22 protein-coding genes are annotated in these 26,376 nt (G+C 46.1%); 21 read left to right on the top strand and 1 reads right to left on the bottom strand.

Annotation, left to right across the window (positions count from 1 at the left end; all coding sequences use genetic code 11):
• Positions 1 to 46 precede the first annotated feature (46 nt).
• The 18 genes from aspS (at position 47) to crcB (GCU48_RS04075) (ending at position 22,999) form a co-directional block, all read left to right on the top strand.
• Positions 47 to 1,825, top strand: a complete 1,779-nt coding sequence (aspS, locus tag GCU48_RS04160; protein ID WP_152379171.1) for an aspartate--tRNA ligase — start codon at positions 47 to 49, stop codon at positions 1,823 to 1,825.
• A 151-nt stretch (positions 1,826 to 1,976) separates the two neighbouring features.
• A complete protein-coding gene (locus GCU48_RS04155; RefSeq protein WP_152379170.1) occupies positions 1,977 to 2,726 on the top strand; it encodes a tRNA threonylcarbamoyladenosine dehydratase in 750 nt (249 codons plus the stop codon).
• A gap of 133 nt (positions 2,727 to 2,859) precedes the next feature.
• On the top strand, positions 2,860 to 4,158 hold the full coding sequence (locus tag GCU48_RS04150; RefSeq protein ID WP_152379169.1) for an NCS2 family permease: 1,299 nt from the start codon (positions 2,860 to 2,862) through the stop codon (positions 4,156 to 4,158).
• A 98-nt stretch (positions 4,159 to 4,256) separates the two neighbouring features.
• Positions 4,257 to 6,074 carry an ABC transporter ATP-binding protein gene (locus tag GCU48_RS04145; RefSeq protein WP_152379168.1) on the top strand — a complete coding sequence of 606 codons (1,818 nt, stop codon included), beginning with the start codon at positions 4,257 to 4,259 and terminating at the stop codon, positions 6,072 to 6,074.
• A 409-nt stretch (positions 6,075 to 6,483) separates the two neighbouring features.
• Complete coding sequence (locus tag GCU48_RS04140) at positions 6,484 to 7,182, top strand: response regulator transcription factor (RefSeq protein WP_152379167.1); 699 nt, start codon at positions 6,484 to 6,486, stop codon at positions 7,180 to 7,182.
• Positions 7,183 to 7,610: 428 nt separating this feature from the next.
• Positions 7,611 to 8,960 (top strand): 2-hydroxycarboxylate transporter family protein, encoded by a 1,350-nt coding sequence (locus GCU48_RS04135; protein ID WP_025716949.1) that lies wholly within the window; start codon positions 7,611 to 7,613, stop codon positions 8,958 to 8,960.
• Positions 8,961 to 9,142: 182 nt separating this feature from the next.
• Complete coding sequence (locus tag GCU48_RS04130) at positions 9,143 to 11,386, top strand: sensor histidine kinase (RefSeq protein ID WP_152379166.1); 2,244 nt, start codon at positions 9,143 to 9,145, stop codon at positions 11,384 to 11,386.
• A 45-nt stretch (positions 11,387 to 11,431) separates the two neighbouring features.
• Positions 11,432 to 11,725, top strand: coding sequence for a citrate lyase acyl carrier protein (citD, locus tag GCU48_RS04125; RefSeq protein ID WP_152379165.1), 294 nt, complete (start codon positions 11,432 to 11,434; stop codon positions 11,723 to 11,725).
• The gene (gene citE, locus GCU48_RS04120) at positions 11,726 to 12,607 is read left to right on the top strand and encodes a citrate (pro-3S)-lyase subunit beta (protein WP_025716952.1); all 882 of its coding nucleotides are present in this window, start codon (positions 11,726 to 11,728) and stop codon (positions 12,605 to 12,607) included.
• 10 nt (positions 12,608 to 12,617) lie between these two features.
• A complete protein-coding gene (gene citF, locus GCU48_RS04115; protein ID WP_152379164.1) occupies positions 12,618 to 14,177 on the top strand; it encodes a citrate lyase subunit alpha in 1,560 nt (519 codons plus the stop codon).
• A gap of 54 nt (positions 14,178 to 14,231) precedes the next feature.
• The gene (locus GCU48_RS04110) at positions 14,232 to 15,404 is read left to right on the top strand and encodes an NAD(P)-dependent malic enzyme (RefSeq protein WP_152379163.1); all 1,173 of its coding nucleotides are present in this window, start codon (positions 14,232 to 14,234) and stop codon (positions 15,402 to 15,404) included.
• 117 nt (positions 15,405 to 15,521) lie between these two features.
• A complete protein-coding gene (citC, locus tag GCU48_RS04105) occupies positions 15,522 to 16,565 on the top strand; it encodes a [citrate (pro-3S)-lyase] ligase (protein WP_244316074.1) in 1,044 nt (347 codons plus the stop codon).
• A gap of 1 nt (position 16,566) precedes the next feature.
• Positions 16,567 to 17,112 carry a citrate lyase holo-[acyl-carrier protein] synthase gene (citX, locus tag GCU48_RS04100; RefSeq protein WP_152379162.1) on the top strand — a complete coding sequence of 182 codons (546 nt, stop codon included), beginning with the start codon at positions 16,567 to 16,569 and terminating at the stop codon, positions 17,110 to 17,112.
• Positions 17,113 to 17,155: 43 nt separating this feature from the next.
• Positions 17,156 to 18,022, top strand: a complete 867-nt coding sequence (gene citG / locus GCU48_RS04095) for a triphosphoribosyl-dephospho-CoA synthase CitG (RefSeq protein ID WP_152379161.1) — start codon at positions 17,156 to 17,158, stop codon at positions 18,020 to 18,022.
• Positions 18,023 to 18,359: 337 nt separating this feature from the next.
• Positions 18,360 to 20,501 (top strand): HelD family protein, encoded by a 2,142-nt coding sequence (locus tag GCU48_RS04090; RefSeq protein WP_152379160.1) that lies wholly within the window; start codon positions 18,360 to 18,362, stop codon positions 20,499 to 20,501.
• Positions 20,502 to 20,846: 345 nt separating this feature from the next.
• The gene (locus GCU48_RS04085) at positions 20,847 to 22,157 is read left to right on the top strand and encodes a replication-associated recombination protein A (protein ID WP_152379159.1); all 1,311 of its coding nucleotides are present in this window, start codon (positions 20,847 to 20,849) and stop codon (positions 22,155 to 22,157) included.
• An 87-nt stretch (positions 22,158 to 22,244) separates the two neighbouring features.
• Positions 22,245 to 22,646, top strand: coding sequence for a fluoride efflux transporter CrcB (crcB, locus tag GCU48_RS04080; protein WP_152379158.1), 402 nt, complete (start codon positions 22,245 to 22,247; stop codon positions 22,644 to 22,646).
• Complete coding sequence (gene crcB, locus GCU48_RS04075) at positions 22,643 to 22,999, top strand: fluoride efflux transporter CrcB (protein ID WP_152379157.1); 357 nt, start codon at positions 22,643 to 22,645, stop codon at positions 22,997 to 22,999. Before crcB (GCU48_RS04080) ends, crcB (GCU48_RS04075) begins: the two co-directional genes overlap by 4 nt.
• A 147-nt stretch (positions 23,000 to 23,146) precedes the next feature.
• Here crcB (GCU48_RS04075) and GCU48_RS04070 read toward each other — a convergent pair whose 3' ends face one another.
• Positions 23,147 to 23,977, bottom strand: a complete 831-nt coding sequence (locus GCU48_RS04070) for a PPK2 family polyphosphate kinase (protein ID WP_152379156.1) — start codon at positions 23,975 to 23,977, stop codon at positions 23,147 to 23,149.
• 162 nt (positions 23,978 to 24,139) lie between these two features.
• On the opposite strand from GCU48_RS04070, the gene GCU48_RS04065 reads away from it, so the two are divergent.
• The 3 genes from GCU48_RS04065 (at position 24,140) to GCU48_RS04055 (ending at position 26,249) form a co-directional block, all read left to right on the top strand.
• The gene (locus GCU48_RS04065) at positions 24,140 to 24,490 is read left to right on the top strand and encodes a hypothetical protein (RefSeq protein WP_152379155.1); all 351 of its coding nucleotides are present in this window, start codon (positions 24,140 to 24,142) and stop codon (positions 24,488 to 24,490) included.
• 158 nt (positions 24,491 to 24,648) lie between these two features.
• Positions 24,649 to 25,278, top strand: coding sequence for a TetR/AcrR family transcriptional regulator (locus GCU48_RS04060; RefSeq protein ID WP_152379154.1), 630 nt, complete (start codon positions 24,649 to 24,651; stop codon positions 25,276 to 25,278).
• The gene (locus GCU48_RS04055; RefSeq protein WP_152379153.1) at positions 25,275 to 26,249 is read left to right on the top strand and encodes an alpha/beta hydrolase; all 975 of its coding nucleotides are present in this window, start codon (positions 25,275 to 25,277) and stop codon (positions 26,247 to 26,249) included. Before GCU48_RS04060 ends, GCU48_RS04055 begins: the two co-directional genes overlap by 4 nt.
• Positions 26,250 to 26,376: the final 127 nt, after the last annotated feature.

Below are 26,376 nucleotides of genomic sequence, written 5' to 3'. Positions count from 1 at the left end.
GGCTGTCATATAGCATTAACTACTAACATAAACAGGAGTGTGTATTATGAAAAGGAGTCATCAATGCGGCGCATTGACTCATGCGCATATCGGAGAAACAGTTACATTGAACGGTTGGGTACAGACCCGTCGTGATTTGGGGGGCGTACTTTTTATAGACCTGCGTGACCGTAGCGGAATTGTACAAATCGTGTTTAATCCGGCCTATTCCGGTGAAGCGCTACAAATTGCAGACCGTGTCCGCAGTGAATATGTGCTTGAGGTTACTGGCACCGTTGTCAAGCGTGATGTAGAAACAATCAATACGAACCTGCCTACAGGTGAAATTGAAGTGCGTGTTACTGAAATCGAAGTATTGAATGCCTCCAAAACACCTCCGTTCTTCATTGAAGACGGCGTAGAAGTAGATGAGTCGGTGCGTTTGAAATACCGTTACCTGGATCTGCGTCGTCCGCAGATGTACCAGACGTTGAAACTTCGTTCCAAAGCGGCTAAGGTGTTCCGTGATTTTCTAGACGGTGAAGATTTCATCGAAGTAGAAACACCGATTCTGACGAGAAGCTCGCCAGAGGGTGCTCGTGATTATCTGGTGCCAAGCCGTGTGCATGAAGGCGAGTTTTTCGCCTTGCCGCAATCACCGCAAATTTACAAGCAATTGCTGATGGTGAGCGGCTTGGAGCGTTACTACCAAATGGCACGTTGTTTCCGTGATGAAGACTTGCGTGCTGACCGCCAGCCTGAATTTACACAGATCGACATTGAGACCTCCTTCATGGAACGGGATGACTTGCTGCCTATGATGGAGCGTCTTATGGTCAAACTGTTCAAAGAGACGATTGGTGTAGAACTGGAAACCCCGTTCCAGCGAATTACACATGCAGAAGCGATGGACAAATATGGCTCAGACAAGCCGGACCTGCGTTTTGGCCTTGAGTTGATAAATGTCAATGATATCGTGGCAAGCAGTGGTGTAAAAGTGTTCGCTTCCGTAATTGAAAAGGGCGGCGAGGTAAAAGTCCTTAATGCCAAAGGATGTGGCACATGGAGTCGTAAGGACATTGATGACCTGGGGCCGTATGCTGCACGTTATGGAGCTAAAGGCTTGGCTTGGATTCAAGTGAAGGAAGGCGAATTTAAGGGGCCTATCGTGAAATTCTTTACACCGGAAGAAATCGAAGCATTGAAAGAGCGCACGGGGGCTGAAGAAGGCGATCTGTTGCTCTTCTCTGCGGATAACAAAAAAGTCGTTGCTGATGTATTGGGCGCGCTTCGTTTGAAAATTGGCCGTCATTTGGGACTGATCGACGATAACACATTCAAATTTGCATGGGTTGTAGACTTCCCGCTTCTCGGCTATGATGAAGAACAAAAACGGTATGTAGCGGAACACCATCCGTTTACGCGTCCGAAGGATGAGGACCTTGCCATTTTGGATACAGATCCAGGCCAGGTTCGTGCCGAGGCATATGACATTGTACTGAACGGCTACGAAGTAGGCGGCGGCTCGATGCGGATTCACAAGCGTGATGTTCAGGAAAAAATGTTCAATGCTCTCCGCCTGTCACCGGAAGAAGTTCAAGATAAATTCGGCTATCTGTTGAATGCGTTCGAATATGGTGCGCCTCCACATGGAGGTATTGCCTTCGGTTTTGACCGTCTTGTGATGCTGCTCGCAGGCCGTACAAATCTGCGTGAAACCATTGCATTCCCGAAAACAGCTAGTGCAACTGACCTGCTTATGGATGCACCATCCGAAGTGGATCCATCTCAATTGGAGCTGCTTCATATCCGTCTTGCTCCGAAGCCTGCTGCGCCTAAAGCCTAAGACGAACATTTGGCTTAGCGAGTGCCATCCATTGGCTTGTGAATAGCTTATGATTGCCATGAACCCGTTACCCTTTTATGGATAATGGGTTCGTGGTTTGTATGCTGGTGTTTAAACGTAAAGTTAAAATCAGTAAGGGAGGATATGCCACATGCTGCATCAATTTTCACGAACAGAGCTGGCCATTGGCTCTGAGGGTCTGGAAGTTATGAAGAATAGTACGGTAGCCGTGCTGGGTATTGGTGGAGTCGGCTCGATTGCAGTCGAGGCGCTGGCGCGGACGGGTGTCGGACGTATTATTTTGATCGATAAAGATGTTGTAGACATTACCAACATTAACCGCCAGATTCATGCGTTGACAACAACGGTAGGTCAAAAAAAGGCTGATCTGATGGTAGAGCGTGTGAAGCTGATTAATCCTGAATGTGAAGCCATTGCGCTGAACATGTTTTACACCGAAGAAACCTATGAAGAGCTGTTTAAATACGATCTGGATTATGTGCTGGATGCTTCGGATACGATTGTTTACAAAATACATTTGATTAAGGAATGCTTGAAACGGGGTATTCCGATGATCTCCAGTATGGGCGCTGCGAATAAAATGGACCCAAGTCGTTTCCAAGTAGCTGATATTTCCCAGACAAGAATGGATCCGATTGCCCGTGTCATCCGCACCAAGCTGCGCAAGGAAGGCATTACCAAGGGCGTCAAGGTTGTATTCTCTGATGAGGAGCCCATGAAGCCGCGTGAAGAAATTACCAAAAAAATTGTGCCTGCCAACGCACCTGAAATCCGAAAGGCGAAGCAACCCCCTGCGAGCAATGCTTTTGTACCCCCGGTAGCAGGTTTGATCATGGTCAGTGTGGTGGTCAAGGATTTGTTAGAGCGCGCTGGCGTGTAGTCCTAAAGATAGCATGCTGTAGACTTGTTCTGTGCATCACATCCATTGTGTCACAGTCGACTACAGCTCTTTTTGTTTTGAAAAAACGCAGCTTGCTGCAACCAGATTGGACAACTTGCTGGAGGGCTTTGCTATGAAGGGTGGACTATGGTCCAGAAGTCTTGGTTTCAAAGCCGAGCATCATTGGAAAAAGGAATTGGCCGCCGGTGCCATTTCTTATTTTTCCGTTGTATATATTGTGATGGTCAATGCGACCATTTTAGCGGATGCCGGGATTCCCCTGCAAGGGGCGATGCTCGGTACACTGCTCACGTCCATTATCGGCTGTCTGCTGATGGCTTTTGGTGGAAAATCTCCTATAGTCGTTGTGCCAGGGATGGGGATTAATGCGTTTTTCACTTATACGCTCGTACATTCGATGAAGCTGAACTGGCAGGAAGCATTAATGGTGGTTACCGTCACAGGGCTTTTATTCGCCGTTGTAGCATTTACATCTTTGTACAAGCTGATTAGCCAGGCAATACCCCATAATTTACAGCACGGAATTACGGTAGGAATTGGCTTGTTTTTAACCTTTATCGGATTGCAAAAAAGCGGTATCGTGATTGCTCATCAAACGACCTTTGTGGCCATCGGTCATTTTAATGACCCTAAGGTGATCACGGCTTGTGTAACGTTGCTGCTCGCTATTGTGTTGTTTGTCCGTAACGTTCAAGGAGGGCTGCTGATCAGTATTTTGGCGGGAACGGGGCTGGCTTACGTGCTGGGAGCTGTAGAGCCGACAAGTACGGTGCGAACGTCTGAAACCGTGCGGCAGTATGGGCAATTGTTTGGAGAGCTGTCCTTTTCAGGTATCGCTTCGGTTGCCTTCTGGATCGCTGTTTTTCTTTTGCTGCTTATTGTGCTATTTGAGAATATTGGTATGATTACTGCGCAGACCAACATGATTGGAAGACCGGACACCTTTAAGAATAGCTTGCGTGTATTGGCGGTGACCAATATTTTTGCCGGTATTTTAGGCAGCAGTCCGGCGGTAGCTGCGGCGGAATCGACAGCGGGTATTGCAGCAGGGGGACGTTCGGGCGTAACACCGCTAGTAACTGCTATATTATTCGGGGCCACGTTCTTCTGTATTCCGCTGCTGGCTTATATTCCTGATAGCGCGATTGCTCCCGTGTTAATCATTATTGGCGGGCTGATGGTGCAAAATGTACGTGAGATGGATTTTGGTGATTTTACCGAGGCGTTTCCTGCATTTCTGATCATGGTGATGATGCCTTTTACTTACAGCATTGTAGACGGGATGGCATTTGGTTTTATTGCATACCCTGTTGCCAAGCTGGCAGCAGGACGCGGCAAGGAAGTGCCTGTCGCTCTGTATATCATTTCTGTACTGTTTGTAGCTAACTTTGTGCTTCATTCATTGGTATAGTAAAATCGAAGATAGGATGTACTGTTCATACCCGCGCAGAGCGCGGGTGTTGTTGTTTGGACAAGCATGGTCAGATTCGGAAGCGAGGTTGATGGTTTATGGAAAATGAGCATCATTTACAGCAAGATGAACAACAGGACTGGAAGCAGGAAAAGCCGACTAAAAGACCCAATAAGGCCGGCATGGGTCGGTTTATCAAATTAATTGCGAGTGCACACCCACCCAAGGCCATTCTCATCATTGCCATGATTCTGACCCTCGTTCAGACAGTTGCCGGTTTAATTGTACCGCTGATGACCAAGGGATTGATCGACGGTTTGACCTTTTCTTCACTGAATCGTATGGTCATTTTTGGTTTGCTTGGGGCTTTTGTGCTTCAAGCAGTGGCTTCGGCGGTTTCTATTTATATGCTGAACTTTGCGGGGCACAAAATTGTGGCTAATTTGCGCAAACGCTTATGGCATAAAATTTTGTCTCTCCCCATCCCGTACTTTGACCGGAATCGGTCAGGAGATACGATGAGTCGTGTCACCAATGATACAAGCCTGATTATGAACCTTATTACAGAGTATCTTGTCAATCTGATTTCTAATGTGATTGCAATTATTGGCGGTATTGCGCTGTTATTTTATCTGGATTGGGTTATGACGCTCATTATTCTGACGATTGTTCCGCTAACTGCTCTTATTTTGTTTCCTGTAGGGCGGAAAATGTATCGCATCTCCAAAAAGCAGCAGGACGAGATGGCAGATCTGACCTCAGTGCTGAGCCAGGTTATAGGTGAAATTAGGCTGGTGAAGGCTTACGGAACGGAAAGCAGAGAAGCCAAGGCCGGGGAGGATCGCATCTACCGGATGTTCCGCTTTGGCCTACAGGAATCCCGCATTTTGGCCCTTGTAGGTCCTATTTCTACTTTTCTGCTAACCGCAGTACTGGTCATTATTTTGGGTGTAGGTGGCGTACGAGTAGCATCGGGTATGCTGACTGCCGGGGATTTAGTGGCTTTTATTTTGCTACTGTTTCAGGTAATTACACCGATGGCCCAATTCACGACCTTGTACTCACGTTTGCAAAAGGTGGTTGGAGCTACTGAGCGGATTCAGAGTATTTTGGATCATGAAGAGGAGCCATTGGAATTGAAGCTGGAAGCGGCAAAAGAGAGCAGGGATATTGTGCTGCATGATGTTGCTTTTTCCTATACCGAAGGGGAAGAGGTTCTTCATAACGCAAATTTGGTCATTCCAGCTAACCGTACGACAGCATTTGTAGGTCCGAGCGGGAGTGGAAAATCGACCTTGTTTTCATTGTTGGAGCGCTTTTATGTACCAAATACCGGAGAAATCTGTTATGGAGATGATCCGATATCGTCATATACATTATCCTCCTGGCGCTCCAAAATCGGTTATGTGTCGCAGGAAAGCTCAATGATGTCCGGAACAGTCAGAGATAATATCACGTATGGATTGGGACGGGAAGCTGATTTGGAAGAAGTAAGACAAGCAGCCAGGATGGCATATGCGGACACGTTTATTATGGATTTGCCTCAAGGCTATGACACTGAAGTAGGGGAACGAGGAATGAAGCTGTCCGGCGGGCAGCGTCAACGGATTGCCATTGCGCGTGCGCTTCTTCGCAGCCCCGACATTCTCATGCTGGATGAGGCTACCTCCAGTTTGGACAGCTCATCCGAGCATGAGGTACAAAAGGCGCTGGCGAATTTGATGGAGGGACGAACGACGATTGTTATCGCTCACCGTTTGTCTACGGTCGTTCACTCCGATCAGATTATTGTGTTGGACAAGGGCAAGGTGACAGGTGCAGGGACTCATGCCGAGTTAATAGAGTCCCACCAGGTATACCGCGAGCTGGCTCAAAAGCAGTTTGTGGAGATGGGGGAGAGGAGTATGGAGCATTAGAGGCTGCTTCGCGTGTGATTTGATCCTCCGATCGCTGTTGCCTCTGAAATCCCCTTGATTGTAAATAAGAGCAGGGGTGGAATTCAGAGGCAAAGGCGAACGCGAACGCGAACGCTCCGCTTCTCTGGATTCAAATCACCCGCTCCGCTGCTGCGGCAAAGGTCCATACATAAGATGAAAACAGGCGGAGATGCTCCACTCACAACAACAAGTGGGACGGATTGATTTTTCCAAAATATTAATGAAAAGGTTCTAATAAGATATTTAACAAGGAATTAGTTTTTTTGAGGCTATATGACATACAACATATAGAGTTGGCTAAAATGATGCTAGACTAAAAAGTGATGTTTTTTTGTATTGTTAAAAAGGGCTTTTGTAGGAGGACTTTTAGAGAGGGATGGGGTCAAGAATGAGCAAACCGAGAGTATTGGTTGTTGATGATGAGAACGCAATCAGAAAATTGATTAAAACGGTTCTTGAAGGCGACGGAATGGTTGTGCTTCAGGCTGAAAACGGCATGGAAGCCATGCGGATGATTAGCGAGGAGCCGTTCGATCTCGTCATCCTGGACATTATGATGGAAAATATTGATGGCTATGATGTGCTTGGTCAAACGCGCAATATGGGCATCCATACGCCGATCATTTTTCTGAGCGGGAAAAAAGAAGACACAGATCAGATCATTGGACTTGGACTTGGGGCAGATGCCTATATTACCAAGCCATTTAGTCCTCCTGTGCTTTGTGCTCAGGTAAAGAACCAGATTAAAAGATTTCGCCAGCTGCAGGAATCAAAACAACAAGCCTCACGCATTGCATTGGGACCATTTCTATTCAATCATCATACCTATACGTTTCATAAAAATAATCAGGAAATTGCGTTGTCATCAAAAGAATTACAACTCATGAAATTTTTTATGGAGCATCCTAATCAGGTCTTTTCGAAAGAACAGCTATATCAAAACATCTGGAAAGATACGGTTGTCGATAATAATACGATTATGGTCTATATCAGACATCTGCGGACCAAAATTGAGGAAAATCCCACTAATCCGAAATATATCAAAACCGTCTGGGGAATCGGATATCGTTTTTCCGTTGAAAGATAGATTAACTATATAATTCTATCCAATTGTATACGTTCTCTTGAAAGCACGCCGATGGACTCGGGGGGGCTTTTTTTCTACGACTAATTATTTCTCTAACCACCCTTAATTTGGAAACAAGGGGGAGTACATAACTTTATATATTGTACTTACGAGCGTTGGGAATCGAATTATGCAAAATACTGAACAAGCTGTTTTAGTAAATGAGTCAACTGTAGTTTTTTTGTATTGAAAACGCTGACATAATTTTATCGCATGGTTCTTAAAAACATTTAAGGATTAATCAGGATACTTTAAGATTTGCTTTTTACAATATAGTTATCTCGAATCATCCAATGAGTGAAAAAACGTTCTACTACAAATCTTTTAAATACCTGGGTTAGCGATTGATTCGAGGATAAAACGCAGATTGATCTCAAGGAGGCGATCAAGTGGTCACTAATAATCTACAAGAAGCCGCAGAGCTTAAGCTACAGCCACGAACAAATTCCAAATGGCAAAAGGTGTTGAATTACAAGATTGGAGGTGTCATTCCTGTAGGCCTTTACATCCCGTTTATGGCTGTTGTCTACTTGCTGATGAACTACGGAAAGCTCGGTAATGATATGCCCGGGGCTGTATCTGTCATGGTATTGTACGGTTTTATTTTGGCGGAAATTGGAAAACGAATCCCTGTTCTAAAGGATATCGGGGGCGCTGCAATTATGGCAACGTTTGTTCCTTCTTACATGGTGTATGCTCATCTTCTCCCGCAGTCAGCCATTGATTCCGTTACTGTCTTTATGGATAATACCAATTTCCTGTATGTGTACATCGCAATTGTTATCGCTGGTAGTATTCTTGGTATGAACCGGGAACTCATGATAAAAGCGGTCGTTCGCTTGGCTGTCCCTTTGACGATCGGATCCATTCTCGGAACAGGCGTCGGTTTGCTTACAGGTGTGGCTTTGGGAATTCCTGCGTATGATACCTTGTTTTACATCCTAGTTCCTATCATGGCGGGAGGCGTTGGTGAAGGTGCGATTCCACTCTCTATCGGCTACAGCCAAATTTTAGGTTCGACCCAAGGTGAACAATTTGCCATGGTTATTCCTGCGGTCATGTTGGGTAGCTTGTGTGCTATTATCCTGGCAGGCTTGTTGAAACAACTGGGAGATAGAAAACCAGAACTTACAGGTAACGGCACGCTACTCAAAACAGGGGATAGCGATGTTCTGGGACTTGCAGAGGATAAAAACAAAAAACCACTTGATCTTTACCAAATGGCTGCCGGAGCCATTTTAGCTATTGGATTCTTCATGGTAGGTATCTTAGCGGCTGAGTTTATTGGCCTGCCTGGTCCGATCGTAATGCTCTTTGCGGCATTCCTGGCAAAATATTTTGGTTGGTTGCCAAAATTCCTTGAAGACGGAGCGCAACAAATGCAGCGTTTCTTTGTTATCGCCGTAACATACCCGCTCCTGCTTGCGGTAGGTGTTGCTAAAACACCATGGGAGGCACTGATTTCTGTAATTAGCCCTGCTTATTTCATCACCATTTTTGTAACTGTATTAACCGTGGTTGTGGGTGGCTATTTTGCTGGTAAGTGGATGAAAATGTATCCGGTTGAAGCTGCGATTATTACTTCTACTCGATGCAGTCAAGGTGGAACAGGGGATGTTGCGATCCTTTCTGCAGCCGATAGAATGGGACTCATGCCATTTGCCCAGGTATCCACACGTCTCGGTGGTGCAGCAACGGTAACACTTGCTATTTTCCTGCTGCGATATATTACACACTAAGGGAGTGAAATCTTAAAAAAAATTAATAATTTGACAGGATACTTTAAGATCTTGTCATTACAATGAAGTTGTCTTGAGACACTATTTAGTAGACGAACGTGAATAGCTGATATAATCGGAAGCGAACTAGCCTAGCACTAGGGACTCATGGGCTAGTAGCTCGATGGAGATGGTAAAACAGGATGAGATTTCAAAGAGAGATACTGTTTCATTTTCGAAGCCATTTTTCATTCATCACGATGCTAGCGCTTCCGATTTCTTTTCTAGTTCTGCTGTGGATGGCCTACGGCTCGTATATGGACGGAGAACGTACCGTAATTGAACAGCAGCAGCAGCAATTGCTAACGATTGCCAAGTTAAACAGCACGTCAATTGAATCCTTTTTCGATGAGCAAATGCACACGCTGCAAATATTGACGGGCAACCGGCAGATGTCGCTCGCCATAGCAAATAAGAATGAAGCTGTGATTGACGAAAACCTGTCTGCTTATTATGCCGCCAAAAAAGATAGCATCTATCGGGTTAGCCAGGTGAACCTGGAGGGGAAAATAGTACACACTTTTCCCAAGCGCAATCATACGGATACGATTAAAGCCTATGAATTAATCAAGAATGATATACAAAGGGTGCTGCGAGAAAAAAAACCATTCATTGCAAGCGCTAAGATGGAAAGTAAAGGTAATTACATTGTGCATCTGTTTCAGCCTGTTTATCTCGATGGGAAATTTCAAGGTGCGCTCATCAGTGTGGTAAATCTAAACGCTGTGTATGAGAAGCTGTTGAAGCCGATTCGTGTGGGGACCAAGGGTTATATCCATGTCAAGGATCAGCAAGGCTACTATCTCATGCACCCGAGCGAAGCAAATATCGGGTTATCGCTCTCAGCGATTAAGGCCAAATACCCGGGGCTTGATTACCGCGACCTGGAGAAACTGTTCAAAATGCAGCTTACCCAGGAACAAGGCTCAGCTTTCTACGATTCGTATTGGTGGGGTGACGAATTCTATACCAAGACGAAAAAGATCGAGGCATTTTCCCGTTTTCATCTCGGTGACTCGTTTTGGGTGGTAGCCGCCGCCATGAACTACGATGATGTGAGAGAACCGATTGAAAAAAATAGAATTAAAACCATTGAGATTTTTTCAATGATCGTCCTGACGTTGGCTTGTGCCGTTTATATCATCATGAGGACGAAGAAAAATAAAGAGGCTCTTGAATACGAGACGAGGTATTTGCGGGAACTGAATAACAAAAACGAGCTGTTGAGAAAAAAAGACCTACAATTGCAGCACTCGCAGAAGCTACAGTTGATCGGTACGATATCAGGGGAAATTGCCCATGATTTTAATAATTTGCTAACTCCCATCAGAGGCTATGCAGAAATTCTGCTTAGCAGGATAGAACCTACTGAAGAAATTTATGATTACGTAAGTGAGATTTATGATGCTTCCGAGAAAGCAAGATTGATAATCGAGGAAATCCTGCTATTGAGCCGGCTGGAGAGTGGAAAGGTCAAGAAAAACGCTCCGGTCAAAGTTGAAGAGCAGGTCAAAGAGGCACTGGGACTCATAAAATCCTTCCTCTCGCCCAAAGTGAATGCTGTATTCAAAAAACGGGTAGATTCAGCCGTAATTTTTGCAAATAAAGTACAGATTCATCAAGTCATTATGAACCTGTGCAACAATGCCTACCAAGCAATGAAAACAACCGGTGGCGAACTAAAAATCATATTGGATACCATTCCCTTACAAGAGATAAAAAAAATCCGCGAGAACGTCCTGGAAGTCAGCGATTACGTTACTTTATCTGTCTCGGATACGGGTAGAGGGATGAGTGATGACACCTTGCAGAAAATCTTTGATCCTTTTTTCACAACCAAACCGACAGGAGAGGGTACGGGGCTTGGATTGTATATCGTCCAAAGCATTCTCGAAAAACATCAAGGATTCATTACCGTGGATTCGAAGCTGGGCAAGGGTAGTACGTTTACGGTGTATCTGCCGAAAACGGAGTTTGTAGCAAAAGAGACAGAGATAAATAAGAACCTTGTATTTACTGAACAAAAGCGCATCCTTTTGGTCGATGATAAACAGCGAGTATTGAAAGCGATGAGAAAAGGACTGGAATTGTATGGTTTCCATGTTGAGACAGAATCAGACAGTGTGGAAGCATTGCAACGGTTCGAAAAGTCCCCAAACCATTACGATCTGGTCATTACGGATCAGGCCATGCCTTATCTGACGGGTACGGAATTGGCTGAACGTATCAAGGTAATCAACCCAAGTATGAAGATCATCCTGATTACCGGTTACGTCGAGGATCTTGTGGTGACATACAAGGAGAGATTGATCATTGATGAATACATGTGTAAGCCTGTAGCAGGTTCAGATATGGCACAAATGATTTATAAGGTTTTGCAATCCTGAAGATGGGGATTAACTACCATCCAATTGGCAAAAGAGGTGTAGACATTGATTATTCAGCAAGTAGGCATGGCCGGTACACTGGAATCAAGCGATATTATGATTTCCATCGAGCCGAACGGGACGAAGGGTATTGAAATCGAGTTGAAAAGTACAGTAGAGAACCAGTTTGGGAACCAGATTCGCAAAGTGATTCTCGAAACATTACAAGAAATGGGCATTGAGCATGCGTATATCCGCGCGAATGATAAAGGCGCACTGGATTGCGCCATTAAGGCTAGAGTAATGACAGCCGTAAGCAGAGTGGTCGAGGGCGACTGCCGACCATGGGAGGCGGAATAGATGCAGAAACTGAGAAGGACCATGTTGTATGTTCCAGGGAATAACCCAGGGATGATCCGGGACGCCCATATCTATGGGGCAGATTCGATTATGATCGACCTTGAGGATTCCGTTTCCCTATACGAAAAAGATGCGGCACGTTTGCTGGTTTACCAGGCTTTGAAAACCTTTGATTTCGGAGGCATCGAGGTGCTGGTCAGGGTAAACCCACTCAATACGCCGTATGGCAGAGACGATTTTGAAGCGATTGTGCGAGCGAAGCCAACTGCCATTCGATTGCCAAAAACGGAGACCGCCGATGACGTGATTGAGGCGGATGAATTGATTACCGAAATTGAACAAAAGATCGGCATGGAGCAAGGGACAATCAAGCTTTTTGCAGCGGTTGAGAGTGGCAAGGGCGCATTGAACGCGGCGCAAATTGCGGTTGCCAGCAAGCGGCTTATCGGCATCGCCATTGGAGCGGAGGATTTTGTTACAGACCTGAAGACAACACGCTCGCCAGAAGGCATTGAGCTGCTGACAGCACGAAGCCTTATATTATTTGCAGCCAGAGCTGCTGGCATTGCTGCTGTCGATACAGTCTACTCGGATGTAAATAATGAGGAGGGCTTCGCGGGCGAGGTGAAGCTGATCAAACAGCTAGGCTTTGATGGCAAATCCATTATTAATCCACGTCAGATCGAGATTGTAAATCGCATCTATACGCCAACAGAAGCAGAGATCAAAAAATCAAAGCGGATCATCGAGGCCAGTCTCGAAGCGGAGGCAAAAGGCTCGGGTGTGATCAGTCTCGACGGTAAAATGATTGACCGTCCGATTGTAGAACGTGCACGTAGAGTACTTGATCTGGCGGAAGCGGCAAAAATAAATATAGAGTAAGGTGAATGTTATGTTAAACGGTGCTGGGAGAGAAATTCCTGTAGCTATTGAGGGACTTGATGCGATAACTCCCTTTGATCGCAAATCGACTTACGGACAATTTAAAAATACAGAGCGGTTAAAAGACCGCCAGCGAAATCCTGCCAAAAACAAAATCATGGATTCGATGGAGAAAGCCATTGAAGCTACGGGCTTGCGTAATGGGATGACGATCTCGTTCCATCACCATTTCCGCAACGGGGACTTTATCGTGAATATGGTTATTGATAAAATCGCCCAAATGGGTATTCGTGATCTTGTCCTGGCAGCCAGCTCCTTGACGGATATTCATGCGCCGTTGGTAGAGCATGTGCGAAACGGTGTCATCCGCAGAATCGAGACCAGTGGCCTTAGAGGCGAGCTGGCTCAGGCATATTCCTACGGATGGTTTGATATTCCGGTGACGATTAACTCTCACGGTGGTCGCGCAAGAGCGATTGCATCAGGGGAATGCCCGATTGACGTAGCCTTTTTGGGCGCTCCTTCTTGCGATGCATACGGCAATGCAAACGGAACTTCCAGTGTAAACGAAGCTCCATCGGCATGCGGCTCCCTGGGTTATGCCATGGTAGATGCACAGTATGCGCGCAATGTTGTGATGATCACTGACAATTTGGTCTCCTATCCGAACACTCCATTCGCGATTCCTGAAACCCAGGTGGATTATGTGGTCGTCGTGGATCGTATCGGTGATCAGAAGGGGATTGTCTCAGGGGCTACCCGTTACACGAAGAATCCGAAGGAACTGTTAATTGCCAAAAATGCGGCAGATGTGATTGAAGCATCCGGATATTTCGTGGATGGATTCTCATTGCAAACCGGCTCCGGGGGTACTGCACTGGCAACGACCAGATTTCTGCGGGAAAAAATGCTTGCCGCCAATATCAAAGCAAGCTTTGCGCTGGGTGGTATTACCCAACAAATCGTTGACCTGCATGAAGAAGGATTGATTGAAAAGCTTTTGGACGTGCAGAGCTTCGACCTGCGTGCCGTAGAATCGCTGAGAAAGAACAAATTCCATCAACAAATTTGTGCGGAATATTATGCAAGCCCTGAAAATATAGGCTGCGCTGCTCACCAACTGGATGTTGTTGTGCTGAGTGCGCTCGAGATTGATCTGAATTTTAATGTGAACGTAATTACCGGGTCCGATGGGGTCATCCGTGGAGCTTCCGGCGGACACTGCGACACTGCCGCAGGCGCTGCAGTATCCATCATCGTCGCTCCGCTGATTCGCGGAAGAATGCCTGCTATTCTTGATCGTGTAAATACCATTATCACGCCAGGTCATACGGTTGACGTACTGGTTACCGATCAGGGCATCGCGGTGAACCCTCTCCGCCAGGATCTCCTGGCTAGCTTCAAAGCCGCCAAGCTTCCTGTCTTTACGATCGAAGAGCTGCAAGAGAAGGCTACGCGGATTGTCGGCAAACCAGAGCCGATTCAATGGGAGGATAAAATTGTGGGTGTGATCAAATATCGTGATGGTTCCGTAATTGATGTCATTCGTCAAGTGAAACAAGGACGCTAAAATTATAAACCAAGAGGAGGAAGTATTGAGCAGCTGCTCAGTACAAACAAACTTATGAGTATAAAAGAAGCCGCCTTACAGGCACACCGCGTAAGAAACGGTAAGCTGGAGATTACGGGGACAGTACCGGTCGTAAGTAAACAGGATTTAGCGATAGCTTATACACCTGGCGTTGCCGAGCCATGCAAGGAAATCGCCAAAGATAAGAGCAAAGCCTATGAATACACGATTAAAGGGAGCACCGTGGCGATTCTGACGAATGGGACAGCCGTGCTGGGTCTGGGGGATATTGGTCCTGAGGCAGGGCTGCCCGTCATTGAGGGCAAGGCCTTGCTGCTCAAAGAATTTGGTGGGGTGAATGCGTTCCCCATCTGTATCGACAGCACTGATCCAGACGAGTTTGTGCGCACGGTTGAAGTGATCGCCCCAGGTTTTGGAGGCATTCATCTTGAAGACATCAAGGCGCCAGAATGCTTTTATATTGAAGACAAATTAAAAGAAAAACTGAACATCCCGGTTTATCATGATGATCAGCATGGAACGGCAGTTGCTGTGCTTGCAGGGTTATTTAATGCCTTGAAACTTGTGGGCAAAAAAATAGAGGATGTGCGCATCGTCATCAATGGAGCAGGAGCTTCGGGGATTGCCACCGCCAAGCTATTGCTTGTTGCAGGAGCGAAGCGTATAGTCCTCTGCGATATGAATGGTGCCTTGGTCGAAGGCGACACCTCTCTCAATGAGCCTCAGCAGCAAATCGCCAAGCTGACAAATCGTGATAAAGAAACAGGCAGCCTGGCAGAAGTCATCAAAGGCAAGGACATCTTTATCGGCTTATCGGTTGCAGATGTGATGACAACAGAAATGGTGCAAACCATGAGCAATGAAAGCATCATTTTTGCCCTTGCCAATCCGATTCCGGAAATTTTGCCGGAGGAAGCACACAAAGGCGGAGCAAGAATTGTTGCGACCGGCAGATCGGATTTTCACAACCAAATCAATAACCTGCTGGCATTCCCCGGTATTTTTAGAGGCGCGTTTGATGCCAAAGCCACGGACATCACGATGGAAATGAAATTAGCGGCAGCCAGAAGCATCGCAGATCTGGTGACAGATGAGGAGCTTGATGATACCTATATCGTTCCAGATGCGATTGACAAAAGAGTAAGCTCAGCAGTTAGTAAAGCAGTAAAAATCGTCGCAGAACAAAGCGGTGTTGTAAGAAAATAAAGACATTGTCTTTTCAGAACAAATAAACAGGATGCGCATCCTATCCTTTCGCTTGCAGAGTGTGGGATGCGTCATTCATACTTATTCTGACTTCCATGCAGAAAAATGGTGATCATTATGGCTATGTGGATGGAACATTTGCGTGAAGAGATTTTAAATCCAACCTCTGAAGACGCTCAAAGAAAGCTTCGCGATTTCCTTAAGCGCCAAGGTCTTAGAATAGACCATCAAATTGAATATACGATGGAAATTGTAGATGGCAGCAACATTGCCGCTACAGGTTCCTTTTCAGGCAGTGTACTAAAGTGCATTGCTGTGGATGAAGCTTATAAAGACCAGGGGCTATCGGCACAAATCGTTAGCCATTTAGTAAATGAAGAATACAGGAGGGGAAGGGATCACCTGTTTATTTATACCAAACCAGTAAATAAACAAATTTTCAAGGATCTCGGCTTTTATCCAATCGTGGAGGAATCCTCCAAGGCGGTTTTGTTGGAAAACCGATGGGATGGTGTCAGGCAGTATCAGCAAGAGCTTTTGCAGGAATCGGGGGACCCCGTGCCTTCGGCTGCGATTGTCATGAACTGTAATCCATTCACACTTGGACATCTGCACTTAATCGAGCATGCAGCGGCGGTTTGGGAAAAGGTACATCTTTTTGTAGTCTGGGAGGACCGATCCATTTTTCCCTCAGATGTCAGATACAGACTAGTGGAAGAAGGCGTGAGACATTTAGCCAATGTGGTCTTGCACAAAGGCAAAGACTATATTATCTCAGGCGCAACGTTTCCTTCTTACTTCCTCAAAAATGATGAAGAGGCAGCAAGTACGCATATATCACTAGATTTAAAAATATTTAGCCAGTATATAGCTCCGTTGCTAAATATTCAAAAACGGTATATCGGTCAGGAGCCAAGCTGTGTCTTGACCCGCAGGTACAACACGAGCATGAAAAAATTACTGCCTTCCGTTGGAATCGACGTGGAGGAAATACCGCGACTGCTATGGGAAGGTGAGGCAATCAGCGCCTCTGCGGTCCGCAAATATATCCGTCTCGGTCAAATGGATAAAGTGAAGCAGCTTGTACCGGACACGACCTATCAGTTTTTATTGTCAGTGAAAGCTGGAGAAATCATCAGGCGTATCAGGGAGATGTCATAACATGTATCCGTATGAGGTGGTCACCCTTGAAGAAATGCTACAGGCACGCGAAAACCGGGCAGATAGACAAAGACAACTGATCAGCAGGTACACGGTACCTCTGATCAGCATGACGATCAATATCCCGGGACCACAGAAGTCCTCTCCAACTAGTAAATACGTTTTTCATGAAGGCTATCGTATCTTGATGAGTCAGCTGGCGGTGAACCAAATGACACCGCTGCACTGTGAAGCGTATGATCTGCTAACAGGCCCAGAAGCATATGTTCCCGTTCAGGCAGATGCACGAATATTGAAAAGGTTGGTCATTGCGATTGAAGATGGGCATCCACTAGGAAGATTACTGGATCTGGATGTGATTGGACTCAATGAAAGGGCAATCTCCAGAGATGAACTTGGCTTGGGCAAGCGAAAATGTCTCCTGTGCGACCAGGCTGCGCATGGTTGTGGACGGAGCAGAGCACATGCACTTCCCGAATTGCTGGAAGCTATCAAAGCACTGGTGGACGGTTATAAGCGAAAGCATCAAGTAGTCAAACGAGCATGATCGTTCATCATCATTAAAAAATCCAGAGAAGAAGGTTGTTAGTATGGTCATTCCTCTTGGTCAACAAGCTGTCCTTGCGCTGTTAACAGAGGTCTCTGCCAGCCCAAAGCCGGGACTGGTAGATCGGTTTAATCGTGGTGCTCACAAGGATATGGACTTCTTTACGTTTATGTCTAGTGCGGCCGCACTTTCCGGCTACTTTGAAAGATGTGCAAAGGCGGGAAGTTCCTTTCATGGAGAGGATCTCCGTATACTATTTGCGAATCTACGCCCCTTGGGACAGGAAGCCGAACAGGCTATGTTTACCGCAACAGGCGGGGTGAACACACATAAAGGACTTATTTTTTCGTTAGGAATTATATGTGCTGCTGCTGCGTATTGTTACACGACACGAGCAGCTGCCAGCAGGCTGGATGAACAAATCATTTGTGAGACCATTGCTCAGATGACCAAAGGTTTATGTGCGAGTGAGCTTGCATCCCTGAAAAAATCAACAGGCTTAACGGTCGGCGAACGGTTGTATAAAGAGTGGGGTATGATGGGCATACGTGGTGAGGTGGAAGCAGGCTTTCCCACCGTGCGAGAGTATGCTCTGCCCGTTTATCGTGAGTTGAGGTCATCGCAACGATACCATGTGAATGATATTTGTGTTCAAACCCTGTTACAACTGATGGTTGTCAACGAAGATACGAATGTCGTTGGTAGACACGATAGGGAGATGCTAACCTATGTCCAGGAATATGCCAGGCAGGTGCTAGAGGCGGGCGGTATCTTGTCAGAGAGAGGTGTCGCCATGATCCATCGAATGAACGATGATTTTGTGCAAAAAAATGTTAGTCCTGGTGGCTCCGCTGATTTACTGGCAGTTACAATCATGTTGGAATATTTATGTCTACCCGACCCATTTTAATGAAAAAGGGCTGTCCGCAAAGTGATATGTTCCCCTTACAACAGACAGGTTAATTCGTAAAACCTACTGCTGTAAGGGGTGTTTTTTATATCAAAGCAACCATATCGTTAATATTCGGATTCAAATCACCCGCTCCGCTGCTGCGGCAAAGCTCCATATCTGGGTAATCCATTAGTTTGTGTTTTAATAAGAGGTCTTTCGTATATAAAATAAGCGTATTGGGAAATAAGATTGGATTTTTGTGGTTAAATGTGTTACGCTTACTTTCCTTTTTTTGTGTCGAGCAAGTGAAAAAGATGCAGAAATCGAGACTTGATATTCTTAGGAGGTAACTGAAATGGAGAATGAGTTTCAAAGTGCCTATCAAGAAGAACAGCACAGGCTGTCGCTTGCTATGGAGGAAATTGATCGGAGATTGGAACAGCTTCGTAATACGCCGGTATACACCGGACATGACTTTACGGAGCAAGTGCTGGAATCTGCGCGGGAGGAAAAACGTCAGGCTTTGGCCAAAAGCTCACAGGAGCCTTATTTTGGACGCATGGATTTTGACGAGCGTGGCAGAGGGCAGCGTAAGCCGCTGTATATCGGTAAAGTCGGAGTGGAGCGTGAAGAGACATCGGCGTATCCGCTTGTGATTGATTGGCGTGCGCCGATTGCCAGCTTGTTTTATTCGTTTACAGGTGGTGAAGAAACCGCGTCCTACGAGGCTCCCGAGGGAACGATTGAGGGCTTGGTGTATCTGAAACGCAACGTTGTCATCCGTAAAAGAATTCTGGAACGGGTAGCTGATACATACAATCGTGAAAGCGATGGGCCTGCCGTTTCCGATGAATTTCTCGTTTACCGTTTGGGAGAGAACAAGGATAACCGTTTACGGGATATCGTATCTACCATTCAGGCCGAGCAGGATCAGATCATCCGCGCGGCCAAAAATACAGCCCTCGTTATTCAGGGGGTAGCGGGAAGTGGCAAGACGACGGTAGCGCTGCATCGTCTCGCATTTTTGCTTTATCAATACAAGGATCAAGTGTCGGCGGACAAGATGGTCATTTTCGCGCCGAACCATATGTTTCTCGATTATATTTCAGATGTACTTCCAGAGCTGGGGGTCGGAAATATTCAGCAAAGTACATTTGCGGACTGGGCGCTCCATTTGTTGGGGCTGGATTTACCTCTGGCGGACCCTGCCGAAACGTTATCTTATTGGTTTGAGAGCGGCAGCCTACGGACGAAGTCTATGGACGAGGCGCCGGGACGATTCAAAGGTTCGGTTCACTTTATGAAGCTGCTTCAGGCATTTGTGGAGCGGCTGGAGCCTATCTCGGTACCGGCAGGCGACTTTTCACCCTGGGATGGGGCGGTGCTGCCGCGAGCTGAGATTTTGAATTGGTTCAATGAGGAATACAAGCCATATCCGCTCGCGAAGCGGAAGGAGCGAGTGCTTGCAAGAGTCCATCGCTGGATTGAAATGGAGCTGAAAAAATCGCCTTCGGCGGCTGCGCTCAAGGAGCGTAAGAAAAAAGCAGGGACTCGAGAAAAGGCATATGCTAAAAAATGGCCTCAATACGACGCACTGACGCTTTACAAGCAGCTTTTTCAGGCAGCCAAAGGATTACCCGCAGAAACGGCTGCGGAGATGAAGGCTTCTTTGCCGGCTGCTATTTTCAAGACTACACAGTCGGACCTGCGAAATCAGGTGATCCGCGAAGAGGATTTGACTGCCTTGGTGTATCTCCACGTGCTGATTCATGAGGTAGAATCGTCTCAGCGTTTTGACCATGTGGTCATTGATGAGGCGCAGGATTTTTCGCCTTTTCATATCGCATTGCTGGATTTGTTCGTAAAAGGACATTCCTTTACAATACTTGGCGATTTATCGCAGGGGATTCATGAATACCGTGGCGTACATGCGTGGGAGGAAATGAGCTCTCTTTTTGCGCCAGAACATACGGCGTATTTTGCACTGACTCGAAGCTACAGATCAACCCTAGAAATTATAGAATTTGCAAATACAATTTTGGAGCAGGGAGTTCGCGGCGGCATTACAGCAGTTCCGGTATTTCGTAGTGGCGATCCGGTGCGTACCGAATCTTATGACACATCCGGACGTGAACAGCATTTGCTTACCGCTCTCAAAGAGCTTTCCTCCAAGGATTATCGCACTGTATCCGTGCTGACACGTACCTTAAAAGAGGCTGTAGAACTTCATGAGGTTTTCATACATGCTGGGCTGGACGTAAATCTGATTGACGGCGGTAAACAGCAATATGAGGGCGGCTTGTCCGTTCTGCCTGTGTATCTCTCCAAGGGGTTGGAGTTCGATGCAGTCATTGTAGCGGATGCTGACCATGAGCATTATGGAGAGCTGGCCTGGGATGCCAAGCTGTTGTATGTGGGATGTACTCGTGCGCTGCATGAGCTGTGGCTCATGCATGACGGTGCACTTCCAAGTTATGTACAGAAGCAGCCGGAGTAAGGAAAATCACAGTAGAAAATCGTTTGTACTAATACTCAAGCTACCGTTCACCGTTGTAGTGGATGTTATGGAAGTAGAAGTACACTATTCTGGGAACAGCCATGGAATTTATCTTTCGTCCTTGGCTGTTCTTTCTTATTGTGCGCGGCAGACTTGCAGGTATACAGATGTGCCATGACCATGCTATCTGCAACTTGTTAGCGGTTATGGTAGAATAGAGGCGGTTCAACTCGTTTCAATACAATTGATGATTTGAATTTTCAGGTTTTTAACTGTATGAGGGAATACGATAAAGAATGTTTTTTAAGAGGTATTCGTTCATATAACCATAAGGAAGTGAATGAAATGGACTTATTTTCATATTCCCAGGAATCGACGCCAAGCAATCGGTTGCTTGCGGATCGTCTGCGTCCGACCTCGCTGGATGAATATATTGGACAGGAGCACGTCGTTGGACCGGGTAAGCTGCTGCGAAGAGCAATAGAGGCAGACCAGGTTTCCTCTATTTTACTATACGGACCGCCGGGATGCGGTAAAACAACGCTGGCGCATATTATCTCGCAGCATACGCAAGGGGATTTCGTCCGTCTGAATGCAGTTGAAGCATCTGTGAAGGACGTAAGGGAAGTCATTGACCGTGCACAAACGAATAAATCCATGTATGGGAAAAAAACCATCCTGTTTCTCGATGAGGTGCACCGTTTTAACAGCTCACGTCAGGATGCGTTGCTGCCTGCGGTGGAAAAGGGTACGATCGTGTTTATTGGCGCCACGACCGAAAATCCCTTTCACTACGTGAACGGCGCCTTGATGAGCCGTTCTACGTTGTTTCAGCTTGAAGCGCTGACCCAGGAGCATTCGCTGGCTGCCATGCGCCGCGCTTTGGGCGATGCGGACAAGGGGCTTGGCTATATGCAGCTTCAGGTAGACGAAGCTGCGCTGGATCACATCGCGTCCATGGCGAACGGCGATATCCGCCGCGCCTTGAACGCGCTGGAACTGGCGGCGCTTACGACGCCTCCGCTGGCAGACGGCACGGTTCACGTGACGCTGGAAGTCGCGGAGGAATCCATTCGCCGCCCGATTGTCAAGGCAGACGAGTCTACGCAGTATGACGTGCTGTCTGCCTTTCACAAAAGCATTCGCGGCTCCAGCGACGCGGCGCTGTTCTGGTTCCTGTACGCCGTAGAGAAGCTCGGCATGGACCCGATGACCTTTATTCGCCGCCTCATCGCGGCGAGCAGCGAGGACATTGGCCTGGCGAATCCGCAGGCGATGGTTCAAGCAGTAAGTGCGCTTGAAGCCTACCGCAATAACGGCTGGCCCGAGGCCAAGCTGAACATTGCACAGGCCATTTTGTTCGCTGTGGAAAGTCCCAAATCGAATGCCGTATATACGGCGATTTCACGGGCCATGTCGGCGATGGACGATATCAAATCGGCCGAGGTGCCGCTGCATTTGCGCGACGCACACTACAAAGGCTCGGAAAAGCTCGGCCATGTTGGGTATCAATACCCGCACAATTATCCGAACCATTATGTGAAGCAGCAATATTTGCCTGATTCGATAGCAGATCTGACCTTTTACCAGGCTACTGAGCAGGGGAACGAGTCAAAAATCAGACAAAACCAGCGGTGGCGGGAATCACAGTTATAGAATGCATGCTACAGACAGACGAGCGGTGTGTGTGGGATAGATATGATGACACCGTGATCATGCAAGAGCGAAGAAGGGGATAAAAAAATGAAAGACATGCTATTCGTCGCGGCAGGCGGAGCGCTCGGGACCTCTGCCCGCTACGGCGTGCAATCACTACTGCCTGCGGCCGGGGCGGATTTTCCACTTGGCGTGCTGCTAATCAATTGGATCGGTTGTCTGTTCCTTGGCTGGTTCTTTACAGTAACTTTGCGCTCATGGCGGATCAAGCCCCGCTTGCGACTTGCCATCGGGACAGGCTTTACAGGTGGCTTCACTACCTTTTCCACCTTTGCCGTAGATGCTGTACGCCTCACCGTTCACGATCGTATACTGACGGCTGTGTTGTACCTGCTGCTTAGCGTAGGCGGAGGACTGTTTTTGACGTGGGCAGGTATTCGTCTGGGCACAAAAATGACGGAAGCTGTCCCCAAGGAGGAACGGATATGATCTGGTGGGCGACGGCAGGCGGGGTTGTAGGTACATTGGCGCGGTACGGGCTTGGCATGTGGGCTGGAAAGCGGTTTGGAACCGCATTTCCGTGGGGAACGTGGCTCATTAATATCAGTGGTTCCTTGCTGCTGGGTTGGTTGTATGGCGAATTTACGCAGCAACATCTGTCTCTTGCACTCTGGATGCTGCTAGGAACAGGTTTTTGTGGCGGCTATACGACCTTTTCAACATTCGGCTATGAATCGCTTCAACTGATGGAGCGTGGAGAATACCGGCGGATGGCTGCGTATGTACTGGCTTCGGTGGTGGTAGGAGTTGTTGCCGCAGCTATTGGTTATAGACTAAGTTAAAACCTTGTAAGTCCCTACATGAAGATTGCAAAAGGAAACAAAAGCTTCCGAGTCCAGACCATGGCATTTTCAGCCGAGGTCGGTTTCGAAAGCTTTTTTTATGAGGCGTGTTTCACCATATGTGGATTTAATGCAGCGCTTATGCAGCTATTTTTTATCCCGTTCTTTATAAAGCTCAGGCAAAAGGGACTCCAGCTCCGGTCTTGGATCAGGATCGGACAGCTTCATTTCCTCCAGCGTCTGAACGGCAATCCGCAGTACCGTATAGTCCCTATACCAACGGTTATCCGAAGGAACAACGTACCAGGGAGCTTGTTTGGTTGCGCTTAGCTCCAGCACGTCCTCATAGTATTGCGTATATTGCTTCCAAAATTTTCGTTCCTGCAAATCACTTGGATCTAGCTTCCAGTTTTTGTGAGGCTTCTCGATCCGGTCGATCAGCTTCTCCAACTGGAATTGCTTTGAAATATGTAAAAAGATTTTAATGACCTTTACACCGCTATCCAGCAACAGCTGTTCAAAATGCTTGATATGTTTAATGCTCCGTTTGGCCTGCTTATCGGATACCTGTCCGTGAACACGCGTAATCAGTACGTCCTCATAATAAGAACGGTTGAATGCTGCAATATATCCACGCCCCGGGGTTACACTGTGGGCACGCCACAGGAAATCATGGCTTAATTCCTCTGCCGTAGGTGATTTGAAGCTGTGGACCGTCACCCCCGCTGGATTCAGGTTAGAAAATACCTGCTTGATCACGCCATCTTTTCCGCTGCAATCCATACCCTGAAACACAAACAAAACGGCTTGTTTCTTCTCCGTAAACAATTTACTTTGCAATTCCGCGAAGCGTTCCTTTAATTGATCTGTTTCCTGCTGAATTTCCTCTTTATTTTTGATATTCTGCGTATCTTTAGGGTTCCAATCTTTTAAAGAAACTTTTTTACCCGGTGTCAGCATTCCTAATGAATCAGACATAAAGGCACGCTCCTTTTCAATTGAAGTATGATATCTTGTTTACATCATATACCCAAATGAGTTTGTTATCAAAAACTCCTTATGTATCAGTGTTTTTTTCCTATATAAAATGCTAAATTGCAACTTTCTGGTCACGCTCCTGGTCACAGAATTTTTCTTCAATTGAAGCAAGTATGGGAATCAGAAGAAGGAGCCGCTGAAAAGGAGTTGCACTATTACCACATTACCGATGCTCTCAATCGTAAATGGCAAACTATTGGCCTTAATATCAGCGACGCGATTCATGTATTTGAACATGGTAACGATAGGGAATGGAAACGTATTATTGCGCCAGAACCGTACAATCCTGACCTATCCACCAATAACCTAATCAACATACTCAATATCTCTCCAGAGGCAACAGGTATCCGAAACGATATGCAAATCATCCTGAACACTGTGCTACGACTCACAATTATATTCTCAAAGGAGAAGATACATATTGGGAACGGGGAGCTACTCACACATGACTGAAGTTGCTTTGTTCGCTTAGGTGATAAATAAACGATCAAGGAGCGTTAGTAAGTAAGATAGATTTACTCTTGCTATAAGTCGTAATTTAAGATATATTATTAATTAAATAACTGATTATTTAATTAATTAAAGTTTAGTTTAAAGAGAGGGGAATACATTTGGCAAGACCCATCAATGAAGAAAAAAGACTGGAGCGGCGTAAACGTATCCTAAAAGAAGCTGTTGTCCTGTTTGCAGAAAGTGGATATTCTAATACCACAACGGCTATCATTGCGCAGAGTGTGGGAGTGACTCCTGGAACCATTTTTCAATATTTCCCTAGCAAAGAAGCTTTATACTATGCCGCTGTCCTTGAACCGCTTGCTGATATTCAGGTGAAATCGCTTGCTTGTCTACAACAAGAGGGGACGCCGGGCGTATTGATTAAGAACATGGTGGCAGAACAATTCAACCATATTTACTTCTATACAAATGAATTGCGGCTTGTTCAATCTGTCTTAGGACAACGAATAAGATTCCCTGAACTTACACAGAAAGTCCTTGAAACTATAAAGGTAATGACAGATGCGATCGAATCCGTATATGCCAAGGGACAGTTAATGGGAGAATTCAACAAAAGCTTTTCTCCATCAATGATCTCTCGTGCCTATATCTCTTTCTTTAATGGAGTGGGCTTAACTCTTGGAGAAAGTATTATTCATCATCCTGAGTGGGAAAATCTGAAGGGGCATGCCTTTTATTTGTTCGCACCCATACAACCTAAAGAAAAACTGGAGGAGTCTGAATGAGTCAAACATCATTACAACCCGATCTGACATTTAACGTTCGTGTAAAAAAACGGAAGAAAATTTTATGGAGCCTAGGGATCGTGCTTTTGCTTGTAATGGCTCTTGTATTTTTTATATCTTATAAAGTAGTAGACACCTTGTTGCACCATCCTAGAGACACTAATGTCAGCTACGGATTGAATATCGATAAAACTCCCTACGAAGAGGTCGAGTTCAAGAGTTTGAAAAATGATAATACGATTAGAGGTTCATTCTTTCCTGCAAATGGTCTTTCTGGTAAACTGAGTAATAAAACGATTATTGTCGTCCATGGATATACGAGCAATCGTTTAGTCAAAGGGCGGACCCAAAAGTTAGTAGAGCATTTCGTTCCGAAAGGCTACAATGTATTGGCATTTGACCTCAGCTCGCAAGGTAAATCCGATGGTGATTTGATTACACTGGGCCTCAATGAAAAATACGATTTGCTAGGAGCTGTAAGCTATTTAAAATCCAGAGACCATACGGGTGATAACATTGGAGTTATCGGCTTTTCAATGGGTGCTGCTACTTCTTTGCTAGCCGCAAGTGAAAGTAATGACATCAAAGCCGTAATTGCGGATAGTCCTTTTCGTAATGCTGGTCTATTTCTAAGAGAGGGTTTGCCCTACTTTTCAGGTTTACCTGCATTTCCATTCAGTTATACTTCGACATGGATGGCAAATTGGGTCTTTAAGGTTGATCTTGATTCCATATCTCCTATGGATGCGGTAAAAAAGATGAAAGACAAGCCAGTTATGCTCATTCATGGTACTGGAGATCAGCAAATTAGTTATAAAAATACAGAAATTATTTACGAGTCCTTAAAAGATGACCCAAATGCAGAAGTATGGTACCCGCAAAATACGGAGCACATCGATGCCATCAACCATTACCCCACTGAATATTTCCAAAGAGTAGATCGCTTTTTGGATGAGTATGTAGGAAAATAAATTCAATCCAAGAGAGCCAACTAGTGGAGGAGCTTGTCCTGACGAAGTAAAAATACCCAATAATATAAAGCATTTTTAGCCTGTAGTGTAGAAAAACACTCCAGGCTTTTATTTGCGTTTTAAATGA

The organism is Paenibacillus brasilensis, assembly GCF_009363115.1.
GTDB lineage: Bacteria > Bacillota > Bacilli > Paenibacillales > Paenibacillaceae > Paenibacillus > Paenibacillus brasilensis.
This window is presented reverse-complemented; position numbering and strand designations above follow the sequence as displayed.

What these genes read in the sequence shown, in the direction of transcription:
- aspS (WP_152379171.1), top strand. Translation starts at nt 47, where the DNA reads ATGAAAAGGAGTCATCAATGCGGCGCATTGACTCATGCGCATATCGGA.
- GCU48_RS04155 (WP_152379170.1), top strand. Translation starts at nt 1,977, where the DNA reads ATGCTGCATCAATTTTCACGAACAGAGCTGGCCATTGGCTCTGAGGGT.
- GCU48_RS04150 (WP_152379169.1), top strand. Translation starts at nt 2,860, where the DNA reads ATGAAGGGTGGACTATGGTCCAGAAGTCTTGGTTTCAAAGCCGAGCAT.
- GCU48_RS04145 (WP_152379168.1), top strand. Translation starts at nt 4,257, where the DNA reads ATGGAAAATGAGCATCATTTACAGCAAGATGAACAACAGGACTGGAAG.
- GCU48_RS04140 (WP_152379167.1), top strand. Translation starts at nt 6,484, where the DNA reads ATGAGCAAACCGAGAGTATTGGTTGTTGATGATGAGAACGCAATCAGA.
- GCU48_RS04130 (WP_152379166.1), top strand. Translation starts at nt 9,143, where the DNA reads ATGAGATTTCAAAGAGAGATACTGTTTCATTTTCGAAGCCATTTTTCA.
- citE (WP_025716952.1), top strand. Translation starts at nt 11,726, where the DNA reads ATGCAGAAACTGAGAAGGACCATGTTGTATGTTCCAGGGAATAACCCA.
- citF (WP_152379164.1), top strand. Translation starts at nt 12,618, where the DNA reads ATGTTAAACGGTGCTGGGAGAGAAATTCCTGTAGCTATTGAGGGACTT.
- GCU48_RS04110 (WP_152379163.1), top strand. Translation starts at nt 14,232, where the DNA reads ATGAGTATAAAAGAAGCCGCCTTACAGGCACACCGCGTAAGAAACGGT.
- citC (WP_244316074.1), top strand. Translation starts at nt 15,522, where the DNA reads ATGGCTATGTGGATGGAACATTTGCGTGAAGAGATTTTAAATCCAACC.
- citX (WP_152379162.1), top strand. Translation starts at nt 16,567, where the DNA reads ATGTATCCGTATGAGGTGGTCACCCTTGAAGAAATGCTACAGGCACGC.
- citG (WP_152379161.1), top strand. Translation starts at nt 17,156, where the DNA reads ATGGTCATTCCTCTTGGTCAACAAGCTGTCCTTGCGCTGTTAACAGAG.
- GCU48_RS04090 (WP_152379160.1), top strand. Translation starts at nt 18,360, where the DNA reads ATGGAGAATGAGTTTCAAAGTGCCTATCAAGAAGAACAGCACAGGCTG.
- GCU48_RS04085 (WP_152379159.1), top strand. Translation starts at nt 20,847, where the DNA reads ATGGACTTATTTTCATATTCCCAGGAATCGACGCCAAGCAATCGGTTG.
- crcB (WP_152379158.1), top strand. Translation starts at nt 22,245, where the DNA reads ATGAAAGACATGCTATTCGTCGCGGCAGGCGGAGCGCTCGGGACCTCT.
- crcB (WP_152379157.1), top strand. Translation starts at nt 22,643, where the DNA reads ATGATCTGGTGGGCGACGGCAGGCGGGGTTGTAGGTACATTGGCGCGG.
- GCU48_RS04070 (WP_152379156.1), bottom strand. Translation starts at nt 23,977, where the DNA reads ATGTCTGATTCATTAGGAATGCTGACACCGGGTAAAAAAGTTTCTTTA.
- GCU48_RS04055 (WP_152379153.1), top strand. Translation starts at nt 25,275, where the DNA reads ATGAGTCAAACATCATTACAACCCGATCTGACATTTAACGTTCGTGTA.